This is a genomic window from Pseudoalteromonas sp. H105 (assembly GCF_001469215.1).
Taxonomy (GTDB): domain Bacteria; phylum Pseudomonadota; class Gammaproteobacteria; order Enterobacterales; family Alteromonadaceae; genus Pseudoalteromonas.
In genome coordinates, this window is sequence record NZ_LOFH01000004.1 from 378,446 (window position 1) to 398,681 (window position 20,236).

The 20,236-nt window shown below is 41.2% G+C and carries 12 protein-coding genes; 5 read left to right on the forward strand and 7 right to left on the reverse strand.

The annotated features are described in order from the left end of the window. Nucleotides 1-220 precede the first annotated feature (220 nt). Entirely contained in the window at nucleotides 221-3,661 is a 3,441-nt protein-coding gene (locus ATS75_RS09670; RefSeq protein ID WP_058560234.1) for a PAS-domain containing protein, read from the forward strand. Between the two features lie 64 nt (nucleotides 3,662-3,725). On the opposite strand, the gene ATS75_RS09675 is transcribed toward ATS75_RS09670, so the two are convergent. Then, nucleotides 3,726-6,362 (reverse strand): DUF2339 domain-containing protein, encoded by a 2,637-nt coding sequence (locus tag ATS75_RS09675; protein WP_058560235.1) that lies wholly within the window; start codon nucleotides 6,360-6,362, stop codon nucleotides 3,726-3,728. A 377-nt stretch (nucleotides 6,363-6,739) separates the two neighbouring features. Between ATS75_RS09675 and purU the strand changes: the two genes are divergently transcribed. Next, the gene (gene purU / locus ATS75_RS09680; RefSeq protein ID WP_058560236.1) at nucleotides 6,740-7,570 is read left to right on the forward strand and encodes a formyltetrahydrofolate deformylase; all 831 of its coding nucleotides are present in this window, start codon (nucleotides 6,740-6,742) and stop codon (nucleotides 7,568-7,570) included. 46 nt (nucleotides 7,571-7,616) lie between these two features. On the opposite strand, the gene ATS75_RS09685 is transcribed toward purU, so the two are convergent. Both ATS75_RS09685 and acs read right to left on the reverse strand, forming a co-directional pair. Continuing rightward, nucleotides 7,617-8,270 (reverse strand): response regulator transcription factor, encoded by a 654-nt coding sequence (locus ATS75_RS09685; protein ID WP_058560237.1) that lies wholly within the window; start codon nucleotides 8,268-8,270, stop codon nucleotides 7,617-7,619. A 93-nt stretch (nucleotides 8,271-8,363) separates the two neighbouring features. Continuing rightward, a complete protein-coding gene (acs, locus tag ATS75_RS09690) occupies nucleotides 8,364-10,304 on the reverse strand; it encodes an acetate--CoA ligase (protein WP_058560238.1) in 1,941 nt (646 codons plus the stop codon). 290 nt (nucleotides 10,305-10,594) lie between these two features. On the opposite strand from acs, the gene ATS75_RS09695 reads away from it, so the two are divergent. Further along, the gene (locus ATS75_RS09695; protein WP_058560239.1) at nucleotides 10,595-11,761 is read left to right on the forward strand and encodes a DcaP family trimeric outer membrane transporter; all 1,167 of its coding nucleotides are present in this window, start codon (nucleotides 10,595-10,597) and stop codon (nucleotides 11,759-11,761) included. Between the two features lie 146 nt (nucleotides 11,762-11,907). Then, nucleotides 11,908-14,037 carry a TonB-dependent siderophore receptor gene (locus ATS75_RS09700; protein WP_058560240.1) on the forward strand — a complete coding sequence of 710 codons (2,130 nt, stop codon included), beginning with the start codon at nucleotides 11,908-11,910 and terminating at the stop codon, nucleotides 14,035-14,037. Between the two features lie 91 nt (nucleotides 14,038-14,128). Here the strand turns inward: ATS75_RS09700 and recA are convergent, their stop codons facing one another. Together recA and ATS75_RS09710 are read right to left on the reverse strand one after the other, a co-directional pair. Continuing rightward, on the reverse strand, nucleotides 14,129-15,175 hold the full coding sequence (gene recA / locus ATS75_RS09705) for a recombinase RecA (protein ID WP_058560241.1): 1,047 nt from the start codon (nucleotides 15,173-15,175) through the stop codon (nucleotides 14,129-14,131). 68 nt (nucleotides 15,176-15,243) lie between these two features. Continuing rightward, nucleotides 15,244-15,732, reverse strand: coding sequence for a CinA family protein (locus tag ATS75_RS09710; protein ID WP_058560242.1), 489 nt, complete (start codon nucleotides 15,730-15,732; stop codon nucleotides 15,244-15,246). Nucleotides 15,733-15,753: 21 nt separating this feature from the next. Between ATS75_RS09710 and mutS the strand changes: the two genes are divergently transcribed. Then, nucleotides 15,754-18,324 carry a DNA mismatch repair protein MutS gene (gene mutS / locus ATS75_RS09715; protein WP_058560243.1) on the forward strand — a complete coding sequence of 857 codons (2,571 nt, stop codon included), beginning with the start codon at nucleotides 15,754-15,756 and terminating at the stop codon, nucleotides 18,322-18,324. A 72-nt stretch (nucleotides 18,325-18,396) separates the two neighbouring features. On the opposite strand, the gene rpoS is transcribed toward mutS, so the two are convergent. Continuing rightward, on the reverse strand, nucleotides 18,397-19,380 hold the full coding sequence (gene rpoS, locus ATS75_RS09720; RefSeq protein ID WP_058560244.1) for an RNA polymerase sigma factor RpoS: 984 nt from the start codon (nucleotides 19,378-19,380) through the stop codon (nucleotides 18,397-18,399). A gap of 57 nt (nucleotides 19,381-19,437) precedes the next feature. Further along, on the reverse strand, nucleotides 19,438-20,226 hold the full coding sequence (locus tag ATS75_RS09725) for a peptidoglycan DD-metalloendopeptidase family protein (RefSeq protein ID WP_414858283.1): 789 nt from the start codon (nucleotides 20,224-20,226) through the stop codon (nucleotides 19,438-19,440). Between the last annotated feature and the right edge of the window lie 10 nt (nucleotides 20,227-20,236).

Below are 20,236 nucleotides of genomic sequence, written 5' to 3' on the forward strand. Positions count from 1 at the left end.
AAAATCATAAACTTAAACATTATAAACACGCTAAACTCTGAAAAAAGCCCTCTTTTATGATGATCTTCGACATTAGTCTAATAAAAACACACAATTTAAATATATAACTATTTTTCAAACACTTAAAAACACTGGGAAATATCCTTGCTAAATAGACGACGCAAATTACTGACAACTTCTGGTATGGTATGAATCAACATAATAAAAATCGTATTAAAACATGACTGCCGCACTGATATTTGTCGCTTTAGCCTACATAGGCGTATTATTTTGGTTAGCTAACTGGGGAGATAAAACCACCCCATTATCAAAACGAATTAGTCACCACCCGTTTGTATACTCGTTTTCATTAGGGATTTATTGTACTTCGTGGACGTATTATGGCTCTGTTGGCACCGCTGCAACCAGCAGTTGGAGCTATTTACCGATCCTATTAGGGCCTGCGTTACTATTTATATTTGGCCAAGGTTTTTTACGCAAACTCGTGCTGGTCAGTAAAAAGCAAAACATCACCACCATTGCTGATTTTATCTCTGCACGCTACGGCAAACGTCAAACTACCGCGATCATGGTCACCGTCATAGCCTTACTCGCGACCATTCCTTACATCGCATTACAGTTAAAAGCACTCAGTAGTAGCTTTTTGTTGCTACAAAGCGATAACAAAATATCAGGTTCAATGGTCGCTTTGTCTGCGACACTTGTAATGACCATGTTTGCCATTTTTTTTGGTACTCGCAAAGTAGATGTCACAGAATACCGCTCAGGCCTTATGCTCGCGGTTGCATTTGAATCTTTAATAAAACTACTCGCGCTGATCGCTGTTGCTGGTTTAGCGGTGTACACCTTGTTTAATTTACCCGAAGAGCGTGAAGTATTAATCAGTGAATCGCTCTGGTCACATTGGAATAACTTTAACTTTTTTGGCTTTAATTTTATTGGTCAATCATTAATGGCTGCAGCTGCAATCATCTGTTTACCAAGACAATTTCATGTCACCGTAGTCGATAATCAAGACAAACGACATTTATTCACAGCGCGTTGGGCGTTTCCGCTTTATTTACTACTAACCGCGGCCATGATTTTACCGATAGCCACAGCCGCTATTCACCCTAATATTGGCAGCGGATTTTCACCTGATAGTTTTGTTCTTGCCCTGCCTTTAATGCATGAAAATATCTCCCTTACGGCATTCGTATTTATTGGTGGTATCTCGGCGGCCACAGCGATGATTGTTGTAGCAACACTGACTCTCAGTACGATGATTTCAAATGATGTGGTGCTTCCACTAATGTTGCGCCGTAAATTTAAACGCAACCTGATCACCACCAGCTATAAATCACAAATTTTACTTGTAAGACGTTTTACTATCGCCGGTATTTTAATCTTGTCGTATTTTTATCAGCAATGGTTTGGTCATGGTAAAGCATTGGCAAGTATGGGGTTAGTCGCCTTCTCACTTGTTACGCAATTATTGCCAGCAATTGTTGGTGGCTTGTATTGGCGAAAAGGCCATGCCTATGGCGTATATGCTGGTTTACTAGCTGGTTTTTGTTGTTGGGTTTTGTTTTTAATGCTGCCTATTTTAGATGCTGGAAACACGCTCAATACAGAGCTTCAGCAAACACTCATTACCCGTGGCACACTCATTGCCCTATTTGCGAATATCGGCTGTTATATCAGCTTTTCTTTAGGTGCCGATGAACGCTTAATTGATAAAATTCAAGCAGCGGCATTCGTTAATCCAAAAGAGCAAGCGGTACTTGCTAGACGTTTAAATAAAAACGTAAAAGCCACCGTTTATGATTTTAAAGTATTACTGCAAACGTTTTTAGGGGTACAACGCAGTCAGCAAGTAATGGTTCAATTCTCCCTTACACACCCACTGGGGGATAACAACGCACACCCTTCACCTGAATTTATTGCCTATTGCGAACGCGCATTGACAGGGGTGCTTGGTGCGTCTTCAGCTCAAGCGCTTGTTCATACTGTTGCATCAGGAAAACGAATGGCGTTTGAAGAAGTCGTAAACTTTTTTGACGAAACCACACAAGCCCTGCAGTTTAACCAAAACTTGTTATTTACTTCACTTGAAAACTTAAGCCATGGCATTTCAGTTGTTGATAAAGATCTCAACCTCGTTGCATGGAACAAACGTTATGCTGAAATGTTTGATTACCCAGCTGAGTTTTTGGAGGTTGGTCAACCAATTGAAGACATAATTCGTTATAATGCAGAACGAGGAGAGTGTGGCCCTGGTGAAATAGAGCGACAAGTAGAAAAAAGGGTACAGCATTTAAAGAATGGCACTTCACATCATTTTATTCGTCACCGCCGCAATGGCCAAGTATACGAAATGACTGGCAACCCACTGCCTGATGGTGGGTTTGTGACAAGTTTTTCAGATATTACAACTCATATTGCAACACAAAATGCGCTCGAGGAGGTCAATATGGACCTTGAAAACCGCATTGAAGCCCGTACACAAGAGATACGTACGATAAACAAAGATCTCGAGGCTCAAATAGAAAGCAGAGTGCAAACTGAGCAAGCACTCACACTTGCCAAACGTGAAGCTGAACAAGCCAACGACAGTAAAACGCGTTTTCTGGCATTGGCCAGTCATGATATTTTACAACCCCTTAATGCCGCGCGATTATACCTTGCAGCAATCGATGAAAAGTCGTTGGCGGATAACAATATTAATAACTTTGAAAAACTTGGTGCGAGCCTCGATTCCACAGTGCATTTAATGTCTGCATTGCTAGAAATTGCAAAACTTGAACAAGGTGCGATGACCCCTGCCCCTCGTCATTTTAGTATTGACGACATTTTAGCGCCACTGCGAAATGAATACGCTATTTTATCGAGTGAAAAGGGCCTTAAATTGCATGTTCGCTCACAAGGTCAGATTGTGCACAGTGATATAACTTACTTACGCCGCATCATTCAAAACTTAGTATCTAATGCGGTTAAATACACAGAAAAAGGCAAAGTACTCGTTACATGCCGTAAACGTAAACACCATCTACGTATTGAAGTTTGGGATACCGGTCCCGGTATTAGCGAGATAGAGCAAGCTAAAATTTTTAACGACTTTTATCGCATTGAAGCCGGAGACAATAAGGGCGTCGGCTTAGGTTTAGGCGTTGTAAAGCGAATGGTTGATTTACTGAGTCTACGACTAGAAGTGCACTCCATAGTTAATAAAGGCAGCCGCTTTAGTATCGAAGTTCCCTATGGCGATAGCCAATTTGTACAGCAAAAAACGGCCACTAACAGCTTGTTTGAAAACCGTGCAGCAATGAATGTGATTGCTGTGGATGATGATCCTGAAAATTTAAATGCTATGGCAAGTTTATTACAAAAATGGCAAGCAAACTATCAGCTGTTCGATCATGTAGAAACGGTGATGGAATATGCCAAACTGCATAGCGCTCCTGATGTAATTCTAATGGATTATCAGCTTGGTCATGAGTGTGATGGCATTACGCTTATTAAAACATTGCGCGAAATTTGGCAAAGCCAAGTGCCTGCTATTTTGATTACAGCCGTGCGCGATGATGAACTTAAACTCGCCACAAAAGCACAAAATATTCATTACCTATCAAAGCCCATCAAGCCGGGTAAATTAAAAGCACTGCTTAATCACAGTACATAAAGTGGAAAAATAAAATATAAAGACTCACCCAACCCTATCATTGGGTGAGCTTGCGACTATTTTATTACACACTCACCTTGCTTCTGAGCTTTTGGAACAGCCAACTCAAGCCTACCAACGATAACCCTAAGCCAATAAATGATACCGCTTTGAGTAAACCAGTCAGGCTTGCCATATCAATCAAAAACACTTTAACGATTACTGCGCCAAGAATACCTAACCCAACTTTTTGTAACAGCAGTTGTTGTTTTAAATGCCCAGAAATAACCACCAGCGCGCCGAGCAAGAGCCAAATAATCGAATAACTATAGAGCTCCGCATCACTGGTTTTTCTATCTAGGTAGATATATGCGCCTTGCCAATACTGACGGATGAGTGCATTTATTGCTAATGCAGCTAAAACGCCCGCTACTACCAATATTATTTTACTAAGTTGGGTATTAACTGGCTTTACTAGGTTAGCTAACCACAGCGCTAAAGCACTTGGCACCAACCACATCATCAGCACCCAGTTAAACACCGGCGTTTCACCTACATATAGTGATGTTAGTAATGGGTTGTTATCAAACATTGTGCTTGCTAACAATAAACCAGCTAATGCCGACAAGATTAACCCTGCAACCCTGTAAAGCTTGCCTAGCTGCCCAGCACTTTGCGCGCGATACAAATAAACACAGCCTAAAGCAAGCCAATTACAGCTTAGTAATACTTCCTCATAAAAGCTCAGGGAACCAAATTGAGGATAGTGCCCAACTAATTGATAACTTGTCTCTGTCGTTATGAATAAAGCCAGACAATGTAATGAGGCTCCTTCGAGCCAGATTTTCATTTGCGTTTTCTGCCATTGCTTTGCTGCAAACCAAAATAAACCTACACTCAAAGGGTAAACAACCACACTCCAATGCATCGTTAAGAAGGTTAAATCTGTATCGTATATCCACGGTGCAAATGTTAAACGGGCTAAAACGGCAGCCACTAAGGCTTTAATAGGCCAATGTGGCATAGGTACGTTTTTTCGCTTTACTAAGTAGCTGATCACCAGCACCTGAATAGCCAGTGCTAACGTCAATCCGCTATCAGCAAGTAACAAGGTTAAGCACAATGTGATATTGGCATTAGCCCCCACCCAATAGCTAAACTGCTGCCATTGTGTATGAGCAAATTGTGCTCGTTTAATTAATACAGCGCTTGTCAGCAATAATAACAATGTCCACAAAGAATACGCTACGGCGAGCTCATGCTCATGGGTTACGGTGTAAAGCGTCGCGACTAAGGTAAACATACTAAATGCGGCAACTAAGTGAAAACTTAACCGTTTATAATAACGTGCGCCAAAATACAGACCATAACAACAAAAACCTATACCGAGCAATAAACCAAGCCCATGCATATTTTTAAATATAAATAAGTGATCGTTAGTATCAATGTTATACGATTGCTGACTGACAACCAGTAACACAGCAATTATCAGCGATAAACCTTGCCATAAATCCCAACGACTATTTTGTAGCACAAAAAATAGCAGCATGACGATTAAACTCACCATTACAATTAGCCATTGCACACTCGCCATCGAGATTACTATTGTGATTAATAACGGCACTACAATCGCTAACAGTAATAGGTGATCCGGCTGTAATCTTAATAATCGCTTTAAACTATGTGGGCGGTATTCCAGCAAGCGCAAGGTAATACCTAAACGCATCATCGCAATCAAGCCGATAATAGATAGCAGCGCAAAACTACCAACGAGCCAATACTCGGTTGACTTAACAACACTTAATGCTACCCAATACCAGCCAATATGGCCTGCCCAGAGTAAATACCATAACCAATTACGTTTTACTTTTTGCGCTACCAGCACAGCTGAAAGAGTGACGAAACCAATATAGGTCAATAGTGCGACTAAATTACCGCTTCCGGTGTTAACCCACAAAGGCACGCTGTAAGCCCCTACAATACCTAATACAGCGAGTAGTGGTCCTAAACGCAGTGCCATTGAACTTGCAGTCAGCGCAATAACCGCCAACAACACAAAGGCAGTGGTAGGACCTAACATGCCGTAGCTTGAATAAGCGAGCAACGTCAATGCAAAGCAGCTAATAAAACCACCACCCGCCAAAGCTGCTGGAATATAATTATTGAATTCTTCAAAAACAATGCCTTTACGGTGTAAATACTCTGCAACCGTAATCAGCGAAATGCCAAACAATCCGCCAAGGGTAAGCCTGAGGCTAGGAGATAATAAGCCAGCATCTAAGCTATATTTTGCTAAAAATATACCACCAAATGCTAACGCAATACCGCCAATCCACGTCATCCAGTTTTCTTGAAATTGCGCCTTAAATTTATTAATAAAAGTAACAACAAGCGATGGAGCACGTTCTTTGGTGGGTGAATGAGTTGCAGCTGGGTGCTTTGACTGAGTGGTATCAATAATAGAACTCCTTTGCTGATGCAGAGGCGATTCAGGTTGATTTTCAGCTTCTTTCGAGTCAACGATGTGCTGTTCAGCAAAATGGTTTTTAACTATTTGCGCAGGCTGACTGGGCGTTTTTGTGATTACCTCATGTAACTGTTTTTTCAGAGCCGTAACATCATGCTGTAACGCGCTCACTTTTGTTAAAGCAATTAACCCTGCAATTGCGCCGAAAACTACTACTAACGACAGTATGACGATTAGAACTAACACATCATCCATTATTCAATCCCTGATTGCGTTTAATGCCCTTCTTTATATCGTAAACAGCTGAGATTATAAACAAATAATATATTAGCCGCTCAAATTAAAACTCATATTATAAATAACATAATTCTTTGCATCAGTGATGCAAAAGCCTTTCGTCAATTTATTACCGAGCTACAAACTCCCAATAACCCGACTAAAGGTTCTATGGGTGTAATTAATTTCACTTTGCTAAACAACTCATACTTATAAGCAAGAATATTTAAGAAATATGCAAATAATTCGCCATCTCAATGTAGTACATGAGTAATCGCCAATTACTAAAGCCCTTGCATTTGTATGTAATTGGCAAATAATGGGGGCTGACTATCACGGGATTGGAATGAGGACTAATGAACATGATACTAACAACACAATGTGCGGATGATGTAGGCTTGATAGCTAAAATTACCGGGCTGTGCCACGAACATAATTTAAATATTACCCGCAATAATGAGTTTGTAGATAAAGACGCTAGCCGCTTTTTTATGCGTACAGAACTAACCGGACAACCAAGCGAAGACTTCATTGAGCAACTGGAATGTATTTTACCTAGTGGGGCAAAGGTTACTTTGCACAACGATGAGAAAACAAAAGTGGTGTTACTTGCCACTAAAGAGGCTCATTGCCTTGGAGGCGTGTTACTCAAGCAATTTGAGCGGGCATTAAATATTGAAGTACTGGCTGTCATTGCAAATTATCCGGACTTAGCACCGCTAGCTAAAGGCTTTAATGTGCCTTTTCATATTGTTAGTCATGACGGTTTAAGCCGCCTTGAACATGATAAGCAAGTCGGTGACTTAATAGCTAGCTACAATCCGGACATTATTGGTTTGGCTAAATATATGCGAATATTAAGCCCTGAGTTTGTAGCACGATTTGACGGTAAAATTATTAATATCCATCACTCGTTTTTACCAGCCTTTATTGGTGCAAAGCCATACCACCAAGCTTTTGAACGCGGCGTTAAAATTATTGGTGCGACCGCTCACTTTGTTAATAACGAGCTGGATGAAGGGCCAATTATTATGCAGGACGTAACTCATGTGAGCCATGCGAATACCGCTGAAATAATGGCAAAAATGGGCAAAGATGTAGAAAAAACAGTGTTTTGTAAAGCGCTGCAACTAGCGTCGGAGCATAAGCTTTTTATAAATGGTAATAAAACGGTGGTATTTAGCTAAATTTGTAAAGTAAATGAAGAGGCTATTTGCCTCTTTATTATTTAAGCTAAGACGCCGACTCAATAGGTTCTAGTTGTAATTTTGCTGCAATAAGTACAGCTTGAGTACGATTATAAACGCCTAGCTTTCTAAAAATCGCAGTAATGTGCGCTTTTACGGTTGCCTCAGAAATATGTAACTCGTAAGCAATTTGCTTATTGAGTAACCCTTCGTGGAGATATTGCAAAACTTTATACTGCTGTGGGGTAAGCGATGCGACTTGTGCTGCTATTTCTTTATCTTCGCCTTCGACCGTTGCCACTTTGTCTTTAAGATCAAGTGGTAGCCATACATCTCCATCGAGGATCTGATTAATAGCGCCAGCAATGTCATCTGACGACGATGACTTAGGGATAAACCCCATTGCCCCATAGCTCATGACCTTGGATACAATATTAATATCTTCGCTCCCCGACACAACCGCAATAGGTAAGCTTGGATAATCTTCTCTGATTCGAATTAGGCCGTATAAATCGCCATTACCTGGCATGTGTAGGTCTAGTAATAAGATATCTAAATCTTCTTGCTCGTTAAGCACTTGCAATGTTGTATCAAAGTTTTCAGATTCAAATACTTCTAAATCAGCAAACTTAGTACTTAATGCCCCTTTTAGTGCTTCACGAAATAACGGGTGGTCGTCCGCTATTAAAAACTGACTCATGGTTCACTCCTAATAAATTCGACTGTCATCAATTAGATAACAGCCGATATACTACGTTTAGAATCAACTTCTAATCAAGTTTTTAACGCATATTTAACGATTTAATCGGTTCTCGATAAGTTCATCAACTACACTCGGATCAGCAAGAGTTGAGGTATCACCTAATTGTTGGTGCTCATTGGCTGCGATTTTGCGCAAAATACGGCGCATAATCTTTCCTGAGCGCGTTTTAGGTAAACCCGGTGACCATTGAATCATATCTGGTGAAGCAATTGGGCTAAGCTCTTTGCGCACCCAGTTACGTACCTCTTTTGTTAACTCGTCACTCACAGTTACCCCCTCATTAGGCGTAATGTAAACGTAAATACCTTGGCCTTTAATGTCATGTGGGAAACCAACAACAGCCGCTTCTGCCACCGCTTCGTGAGCAACCAATGCACTTTCAATTTCAGCGGTGCCTAAGCGATGCCCAGATACGTTAAGTACGTCATCTACACGACCCGTAATCCAATAGTAACCATCTTCATCACGACGACAGCCATCACCAGTAAAATACACACCCGGATAAGCAGAGAAGTAAGTTTGTTCAAAACGCTCATGGTCACCATACACTGTGCGCGCTTGTGAAGGCCAACTGTCGAGAATAACCAAGTTACCATCGACCGCACCTTCTAGTGTATTCCCTTCGGCATCAAATAAAGCAGGCGCAATACCAAAAAATGGGCGCGTTGCAGAGCCTGGTTTCATCTCTGTCGCACCTGGAAGCGGTGTGATCATAATGCCGCCAGTTTCAGTCTGCCACCACGTATCAACGATTGGGCAATTACTCTTACCAATGCTTTCGTAATACCATGTCCACGCTTCAGGGTTGATAGGCTCCCCCACAGAACCCAACACTCGCAAACTATCACGCTTAGAGGTCGATGTAGGCTCATCACCTTTCGCCATCAGTGCACGAATGGCTGTTGGCGCGGTATAAAGAATGGTTACGTTATGTTTATCAACCACTTCTCCCATACGACCTGCTGTTGGGTACGTTGGCACACCTTCAAATAAAACTTGTGTACAACCATTTACTAATGGACCATAAGCAATGTAGCTGTGACCTGTGATCCACCCCACATCAGCGCTACACCAAAAAATATCATCTTCTTTTAAGTCAAATACATATTCATGTGTCATTGAGGAATATACTAAATAGCCACCGGTTGTGTGAACAACACCTTTTGGCTGGCCTGTTGAGCCAGATGTGTAAAGTATAAATAATGGATCTTCTGCATTCATTGGTTCAGGTTCGCACTGTGCTGGTACATCCGCTACTAACTCGTGCCACCACACATCGTGTTCGTTCCAATCAACTTCACCGCCTGTTAGCTGGTGAACAACCACATGCTCAATGGTTGTTACTGACTCTTGAGCGACAGCCTCATCAACGTTTGCTTTTAACGGCACAGTGTTACCTGCACGACGTCCTTCATCTGAGGTGATAACAATTTTTGCGCCAGAGTCTTTAATACGATCCGCAATAGCTGATGGTGAAAAACCACCAAACACAACTGAGTGAATAGCGCCTAAGCGAGCACATGCTTGCATCGCATAAACGGCTTGTGGCGACATTGGCATGTAAATAGCTATGCGATCACCCTTTTTGACGCCTAATTTTTTTAGGCCATTGGCAAATTTTGCCACTTCATCATGTAGCTTCTGATAGCTAATATTTTCACTGTGTTCTGGGTTGTCACCTTCCCAAATTAAGGCTGTTTTGTCAGCTTTTGTTGCAAGATGGCGATCAATACAGTTATAAGAGGCGTTCAACTCGCCATCTTCGTACCATTTGATACTAATATGCCCTTTGTCAAAAGAGGTGTTTTTTACCTTAGTATAAGGAGTCGACCAATCAAGGCGCTTACCATGCTCAAACCAAAATTCTTGAGGATCATCAATAGATTGCTTGTAAAGTGTGTTATATTTGTCGTTATCAACTAACGCTGCATTCTTGATATGTGCAGGAACTGGATAGATACTTTGTGACATAGTCGTCTCCATTTTTAATTACTTGCCAAAGGCCTGTACCAAGGATTACCCAGCATCGCGAATGAAAGTATTAGACCTTAGTTGTAATACTCTTTTTAACATGCCGTAATCACAGTACATATAGCAGCTATAACCTTGATGTTTACCATAATGAAGGTTAACTCCCTTGTTTTTTCAAGTCTACCTGCGTGCCACCTTAGTCTAATAGACCAATAGGTAATTGAGTAAAAAGCGTACATCATCAAAAGTGACATTAAAGTATAACAACTAAATCGAATAGGAAATAAATCATGGCAACAAAAACTATTTTACTTAAATCGCTCACCGCAGCGGCTGTTTTGAGCGTGCTTAGTACTGGCGCACACGCTGCAAAATTAGGCGATACAAATGTAAGCTACGGTGGCTATGTCAAACTTGATGCGATGTGGAGTGATTATTCAGATGGCGTACCAAGTGGCGGAAGTATTGGTCGTGATTTTTATGTGCCTGGTACAACGCCTGTAGGTTCTGATACCGACAGTGATGCTGTATTTGATATGCATGCCCGCCAATCTCGATTCTTCTTTGGCACAGCCACTAAATTAGACGATGGAAAAGAAATAAAAACTAAAATTGAAATCGACTTTATTGCTTCAGCCCCCGGTGGCAATGAACGAGTCAGTAATTCGTACGCACCAAGAGTTCGCCAAGCATTCATTACTTATGACGGTTGGTTATTTGGTCAAGCATGGTCAAATTTTCAAAATGTGGGAGCTTTGCCTGAAACGCTAGACTTTGTAGGCCCTGCAGAAGGCACCGTGTTTGTTCGCCAAGCTCAAGCTCGTTATACATCTGGTAACTTCTCTTTCTCAATAGAAAACCCTGAAAGCACAGTAACAACAGCAGGTGGCGCGCGTGTTGCCACCGATGATGCCTCTCTACCTGACTTTACTGCACGCTACACAATGAACGCTGATTGGGGCCAGTTTGTAGTTACAGGCCTCGCACGCCAATTAACGTATAAACAAAATGGGATTGACGCTGATGAAACCTCTTTAGGTGTTAGCGCATCAGGTAAAGTTAACATGGGTAAAAATAACCTTAAGTTCATGCTAACTCAAGGTCAAGGGTTAGGCCGTTATGTCGGGTTGAATACTGCACACGGTGCTGTACTTAACGGCGATGAATTAGATGCGATTGACTCAACATCTGGTTTTATTGCTTACCAACAACACTGGAACAGTCAATGGCGTTCAACCTTCCTGTATTCATTCTTATCTGCTGACAATAATGAGAATTTACTTGCCGTTACTGGCGATCCTACAAAAACAAGCCAAAGCTTTAGTGCCAACATTCTTTATTCACCGGTTAAAAAATTGACCTTTGGTGCTGAGTATAAGCACGCTGAACGTGAATTAGAAAGCGGTAATGATGGCGATATGGACCGCTTACAGTTTTCTGTTAAGTATGCATTTTAATTTCCACATTTTTTCCTAGTTATCTCCTAAAGCGGCCACTGGCCGCTTTTATTTCATTTAAATCAATAAAACCCACCTAAACACAATTGCAAATAACTCTCATTTAGATTAAATTACGCATTAATTTGAACTTTATGGAATGTCATATGTCTGCTTTGCCACTTTTACGATTATCAAAACTCGCTATCTGTACCTCTTTTGCATTAGGTAGTATTGCCCACGCTACATCGCAAAATAACAATAATGACTCAGATAAATCTTACGAAAAAATAGCTGTGTATGGGCAGCACTATAAAAACTACATCACAGAAGATGCGCAATCAGCAACCAAACTTGGTCTAACAATAAAAGAAACGCCACAGTCAGTATCTGTCATATCGCGCGCATTAATGGATGACTTCTCGTTAGATGATATCAATGCGGTACTCGAAACAACACCAGGGGTAACCGTTGAACAAATAGAAACCGATCGTACTTATTTTAAAGCTCGTGGATTTGAAATCACAAACTTCCAAATTAATGGTATGGGTACGCCGCAAGATAATGGCTCAATTCAAGGCACATTAGACACCGCAATTTTTGAAAGTGTTGAAGTCGTTCGTGGTGCCAACGGTTTAATGACCGGTGCAGGGAACCCTTCAGCAACCGTAAATATGGTGCTCAAAAAACCAACATATCAAACGCAAATAAGCGCCTCTGCATCGTATGGCTCATGGGATAATAAGCGAATAGAACTCGATGCCTCCACTGCACTAGCAGAGGACCATGCTGTACGTGTTGCTTTTACAAAACAAACAACAGACTCCTACCTAGACCGTTATAAACAAGACAAAACAATCTATTACTTTGCCTACGAAGGCCAACTCACTTCAAGCACTGTTTTATCTGTTAACTATGTTGACCAGCAAAAAGACGCAGACAGCCCTCTCTGGGGTGCACTGCCACTTTATTATAGTGACGGTAGTGCAACTAATTTTAATACATCAACTAGTACCGCAGCGGATTGGTCATACTGGAATAACTCAACAGAGCAACTTTTTGTCTCTTTAGAGCAAAGTATAGCCAATACTTGGTTATTAAAAGCCAGCTATGCACACCTTGTAAATGAGCAAGATTCAAATCTTTTTTATGTCTATGGCACTCCTAACCATGAAACAGGCCTTGGTTTAACAGGTTACGCTAGTGAGTATGACCACAAAGATAAGCACGATATCCTTGACTTATATGCTGCTGGTAAATTTAACGTGTTTGGTATGGAGCACGACTTATCGTTTGGTGTAAATCAAGCTGATATGGATAATATCGATAAGTCACTGTACGACTTCACCACTGGCAATGGTTTTCCTGCCATGCCAGAGTTGGGAGGTTGGGATGGTATTGCGCCAGCGCCTACATTAACCGATGGCTTAACTGGGGCTGATGTTACCAACAGACAACGCTCTGCCTATATTTCGACACGCATCCGTACTACTAATTCACTGAGTTTATTAGCGGGTGTTAGCCATGTAAATTGGCAGTCCAAAGGTGAGTCATACGGCACAGCTAAAGATAAAGACAGCGACCAAACGATTCCTTATTTTGGTACGGTTTATGACATTAACGAAAATGTCTCTGCTTATGCTAGCTACACTGAAACTTTTGTGCCGCAAACTGAACGAGATATCACTGGTGATTACTTAGACCCTATAACCGGAGAAAGCCGTGAAATAGGTATAAAAGCACAACTGCTAGATAACGATCTCTTTGTTACATTAGCCTACTTCGATGCAAAACAAGTCGGTCTTGCCGTTGCTATTGCGGGTTCAGCACCAGATGACACTCGCTATTATGGTGCGGATGGTATTAGTAGTGACGGTTTTGAAGTTGAACTCAGTGGTAAGATTAGTGACACACTGAGCACAAGCTTTAGCTATAGCACCATCAATATTGAAGGCGATGAGCTGGTCAAAAATTACACGCCAAAAAATCAATATAAATTAGCAATCACGCATAAGCTACCAGAGTTTGATGGATTAACGGTTGGTTTGAATTATCGCTGGCAAGATGACACCAAGCGTATTCAGCCAACAACATCATTAGGGGTTACGCCAGTAACTAAACAAGATGCATTTGGCATTTTAAATCTAATGGCAACTTACGATATTACCGACAACATTGGGGTATCGTTTAACCTTAATAATGTCACCAATGAAAAGTACCTCCATAGCTTATATTGGGAACAAGGCTACTATGGCGCACCACGCAGCTATGGTATTTCAATGAACTGGCAACTGTAATTGACTCAAATACAAAAAAGCCGCTAAATTGTATATTTAGCGGCTTTTTGTTGTTAAGTGCGGGTCAAATCGCGCTTACTCTCTAATACTTTTATAATTCATCTTCAGCGATTAAGCCTGTATCTTCACCATCTTCTGGCTTAATTTCAGCTTTTAAAAGCAACATTTCACGAAGTTTGCCTTCAATCTCGTCTGCAATTTCAGGGTTCTCTTTCAAGAACTTAATTGAGTTTGATTTACCTTGACCCACTTTACTACCATTGTAGCTGTACCATGCGCCGGCTTTTTCAACTATTTTGTGTTTTACACCTAAGTCGATAAGCTCACCCTGTTTAGAAATACCTTCGCCATACATGATAATAAATTCAGCTTGCTTAAATGGCGGTGCGACTTTGTTTTTAACCACTTTAACGCGGGTTTCGTTACCAACGACTTCGTCACCTTCTTTCACAGAACCGATGCGGCGAATATCTAAACGCACTGATGCGTAGAATTTAAGTGCATTACCACCGGTTGTTGTTTCAGGATTACCAAACATAACACCAATTTTCATACGAATTTGGTTAATGAAAATACAAAGTGTATTTGAGCGCTTAATGTTACCTGTTAGCTTACGTAATGCCTGTGACATTAAACGTGCTTGCAAGCCCATGTGCGAATCGCCCATGTCGCCTTCAATCTCAGCTTTAGGTGTTAATGCAGCAACAGAATCGACAATAACAACATCAACGGCACTTGAGCGAACTAACATGTCACAAATTTCTAGCGCTTGCTCACCCGTATCAGGTTGCGATACTAAAAGGTCATCAATATTTACACCTAACTTTTGCGCATATACAGGGTCAAGTGCATGCTCAGCATCAACGAACGCACACGTTTTGCCTTCTTTTTGCGCCTGAGCGATAACTTGTAGAGTTAAAGTTGTTTTACCTGATGATTCAGGACCATACACTTCAACAATACGTCCCATAGGTAAACCACCTATGCCTAATGCGATATCGATACCCAGTGAACCTGTTGATACAGCTTCAATGTCTAGTGCTTTATTGTCACCCAATTTCATGATTGAGCCTTTACCAAATTGACGCTCAATTTGTGATAAAGCTGCATCTAACGCTTTTTGTTTGTTATCGTTCATTTCGTTCTCCAAATCCGGCTAATGCAGACAAGTATACTGTATGAAATCACAGTATCAAGCTAATTTTATCAATTTATCTTATCTATTAAACATTTTAATGCATAAACAATAGCTTGCACTCTAACTTCGGCTCTATCACCGCTAAAAATCTGCTGACTAGGATACGGTTCATCGCCAATTTTGATGCAAAACCAGACCAATCCAACAGGTTTATCACTACTGCCACCACCGGGCCCTGCAACCCCAGAAATAGCGATTGCAATGTCAGCATTCGCAGCCTTACTCGCTCCTTCAGCCATTTCTAATACGACTTGCTCACTCACTGCACCAAAGTCAGATAATGTCTGTAAACTTACGTCCAGTAAATCGTGCTTAGCTTGATTGCTATAAGTGACAAACGCTCGGTCAAGATAGGCAGAACTTCCAGGGGTGTCTGTCAATGCATAACTCACCCCACCACCTGTACATGACTCAGCGGTAGTGATCCATAAGCATTTATCCGTTAAAATAGCCCCTAATTGCGCAGCAAGTGTTTTAATCTCTTGATGTAACTCCATATTCAGCCTTTGGGTAAATACATGTCGTTTGATCTTTATGCACCACACACAATAAGTCAACAAACTCCGATGATGCAGCAGTATCTAAAAATAAAATCTGAACATCGTGATATTTTATTGTTTTATCGAATGGGCGATTTTTACGAATTATTTTTCGATGACGCAAAACGTGCCGCGCAATTGTTAGATATTTCGCAAACACATCGCGGCAAAGCCGGTGGTGACCCAATTCCAATGGCCGGTGTGCCTTATCATGCTGTTGAAAACTACCTTGCGCGATTAGTGCAAATGGGTGAATCCGTCGCAATTTGTGAACAAGTGGGCGATCCTGCAACAAGTAAAGGCCCTGTAGAGCGTAAAGTGGTCCGTATTGTTACTCCTGGTACCATTTCTGACGAAGCACTATTACAAGAACGTCAAGATAATTTACTTACCAGTGTTTGGCAGAGTAAAAAAGGGCTTTATGGTATCGCTTATTTAGACATCAACTCGGGTCAATTTAACATTGTTGAAGCTAATACAGATGAAGCATTTAGTTCAACATTACAGCGTTTAGCACCCGCAGAGTTACTTTATAGCGAAGACTTTGCCAACGTGCACTTAATCGAACATATTAAAGGTATTCGCCGTCGCCCTGAGTGGGAGTTCGATTTAGATACTGCGCAGCATTTGTTGTGCGATCAATTTGGTACTAAAGATCTCATTGGCTTTGGTGTTGATAAAGCTAAAGCAGCACTTGTCGCAGCGGGTTGCTTAATGCAATACGTCAAAGACACGCAACGTATTGCTCTTCCTCATATCCGTGCAATCACCCTTGAACATAACGAGCATGCTGTGATTCTTGACGCTGCCACACGGAAAAACTTAGAGTTAACTGTCAACCTATCTGGTGGTTATGAAAATACCCTTGCACAAGTTCTAGATAAAACAGCAACAGCAATGGGTTCACGTTTGTTAAAGCGCCGTATTCATACACCTGTGCGTTCAAAATCAGAACTCAATGCGCGCCTCAACGCAATAAGCGCCATAATAGATGCGCAACTGTGTGGTGAACTACATGATTCACTTAAACAAATTGGTGATATAGAGCGGGTTATTGCACGATTAGCACTGTGGACAGCAAGACCGCGCGATTTAACTCGCCTACGCAGTGCATTACAAGCATTAAGCCCATTACATGAATTGCTAAATGACGCTAGCAACCCCCGCATAGCACAGATCATTAGCGACTCACCCGTGTTACCAGAACTTCAAGCACTCTTAGAGCAAGCGGTCATAGAAAATCCACCGGTACTCATACGTGATGGTGGTGTGATTGCACCTGGCTATAATAGCGAACTCGATGAGTGGCGCGCATTGAGTCAAGGCGCAACAAATGTGCTTGAGCAATTAGAACAACGCGAACGCGAGCGTACGGGGATCAGTACATTAAAAATAGGCTATAACAAAGTACACGGCTTTTTTATAGAAGTCAGCCGCGCCAACGCCCATTTAGTACCCGCAGATTATATTCGTCGTCAAACACTTAAAAATAACGAACGCTATATTATTCCAGAGCTTAAAGAGCATGAAGACAAAGTGCTTGGCAGTCAGTCAAAGGCGCTAGCACTTGAAAAGCAACTTTACGAGCAGCTCTTTGAATTTATTGCCCCACATATAGAACAACTTCAAATGATGGCCAGTGCATTGGCTGATTTAGATGTGCTCAATAACCTTGCAGAACGCGCAATCGCACTTAACTATGCAAAACCTGAGCTATGCGATAATGATGACATCAGTATTAAACAAGGTCGCCACCCTGTGGTTGAGCAAGTAATGAAAGACCCATTCATTGCAAACCCAGTTGAGTTAAATAATCAACGAAAAATGTTAATTATCACAGGGCCGAATATGGGTGGTAAATCAACCTATATGCGCCAAACAGCACTGATCGTTTTGATGGCTCACATTGGCTCTTTTGTACCCGCAGACAGTGCAAAAATAGGTAACATTGATCGTATATTTACGCGCATTGGTGCAAGCGATGATCTTGCCTCAGGACGCTCAACCTTTATGGTTGAAATGACCGAAACGGCAACCATTTTAAACAATGCAACCGCACAGTCATTGGTGTTAATGGATGAAATAGGCCGTGGTACCAGTACCTATGACGGCTTATCATTAGCCTATGCAACGGCAGACCATTTAGCATCAAAAATTTCAGCTAAAACATTGTTTGCAACACACTACTTTGAATTAACAGAACTCGCTGAGCAACAAGCTGGACTGGTCAATGTTCATCTCGATGCCATTGAGCATAACGATACAATTGCGTTTATGCACACCGTACTTGATGGCGCAGCAAGCAAAAGTTTTGGATTACAAGTCGCAGCGCTAGCCGGCGTACCGAAAGCTGTGATAAAACAAGCGAAGCAAAAGCTAAAAATGCTTGAAAACCATCAACCTGTTACCGCTGATTTAAATGCGCAGCAAGCATCATTGTTTGATAATGAACCGAGCGAAGTTGAAGCTCAGCTCGCAGGCGCAGATTTAGATAACTTAAGCCCACGCCAAGCTCAAGACTTACTCTATAAATTAAAAGCGCTACTATAAATTTACGCAATAAAAAGCTGAAGAGTAACCTCTTCAGCTATAAATTTTATTATGAGTGTGGGTTTTTAAACGCTACGAGAATTGGTCAAATAAACTGTCTGTACTTAACCCTTCATGCTGCAATATATCTTTTAGTCGACGCAATGCTTCTACTTGAATTTGTCTTACACGCTCACGTGTTAAGCCAATTTCACGACCCACATCTTCAAGTGTTGATGGTTCATAACCCAACAAACCAAAGCGTCGTGCTAATACTTCACGCTGTTTAGGGTTTAGCTCACCGAGCCAATCAACAATATGCTTATTGATGTCGTTATTTTGAACTTCACCTTCAGGGCTAAAACCTTTCTCATCGGCAATGATATCCAATAATGCTTTATCATTTTCGCCACCAATGGGTGTGTCTACCGACGTGATTTTTTCATTTAAACGTAGCATTTTGGTTACGTCTTCAACGGGTCTATCTAAGCATTCTGCTATTTCTTCAGCCGTTGGCTCATGGTCAAGTTTTTGTGTTAATTCACGCGCGGTACGAAGGTATACATTTAGTTCTTTAACAACATGAATTGGAAGACGAATTGTACGTGTTTGATTCATGATAGCGCGTTCAATAGTCTGGCGTATCCACCACGTAGCGTAAGTTGAGAATCTAAAACCACGCTCTGGGTCAAATTTTTCAACAGCACGGATTAAACCTAGATTACCTTCTTCAATTAAATCTAATAACGCTAAACCTCGGTTATTATAACGGCGGGCAATTTTTACAACTAAACGAAGGTTGCTTTCAATCATACGTTTGCGGGAAGCTTCACAGCCTTTTAACGCTTTGCGGGCAAAAAATACTTCTTCTTCAGCACTCAATAATGGAGAAAAGCCAATTTCACCTAAATATAATTGAGTGGCATCTAAGTTTTTAGTGACTTCCTCTTTCGCGAATATATCGTCTTCTTTATCAACTTCTTCTAATAATGTTTCTGTTGGCTCTTTTACCGTTACATCATCAAATTTATCGTCAACTGCGGATTTCGTTTTTTTTGCGTTTGCTGTGTTACCCATTAGCGTACCCTCAAGCAAATAAGTGATTTTACAATCACTAGTGTCAATACCCGATAGCTAAGGCAAATACTTTTGTGGATTAACAGCTTTTCCTCTATAACGGATTTCAAAACGCAATGCCGTAACATCAGAATCAGAGCTGCCAATCTCTGCTATTTTTTGCCCTGCTTTCACATGCTGTTTTTCTTTAACTAACAACTTCGAATTATGTGCATAAGCACTTAGGTAATCATCATTATGTTTCAGTATGATTAAATTACCGTAGCCACGAAGTGCGCTTCCTGCATAAACAACTGTCCCTTGTGCTGCAGCGAAAACAGATGTACCTTTTTTATTGGCTATTTGTAGCCCTTTATAGCCATTTACTCTAGTAGAAAAACGTTGTGTCACTTTGCCATCTGCAGGCCAAGACCACTTAACTTTTTTTGAGTTAACATCACTAGAGTTGCTAACTTTTTTACTACCTTGTTTTTGAACATACTCTCGTTGTTTTGGCTGATCAAGCTCTTTCTTTAATTTTTTGTTATTTTTTTGTATTTCTTTTGTAGACTTTTTGCTCGAATTCGTATATTTTTTACGCTTTTTATTTTTTGTGGGTACAGGCTTTAGGTAAATTACTTGCCCTGGATGGATGGTATAAGGGGTTGGAATATCGTTGTTTTTTGCAAGTGAGCGGAAATCCTGTTGGGCACTAAACGCAATAGAGTACAGTGTATCTCCTTTTTCAACCGTATATTTATCACCAACTATATTTATTCTGCCAGTGTAAGGCGCAACCGTTGTATCTAAACTACTGACAGGCGCGGGCGCTTGCCTCGAAGCGCAACCACTGAGCAAAACACCCATAAATAAAACA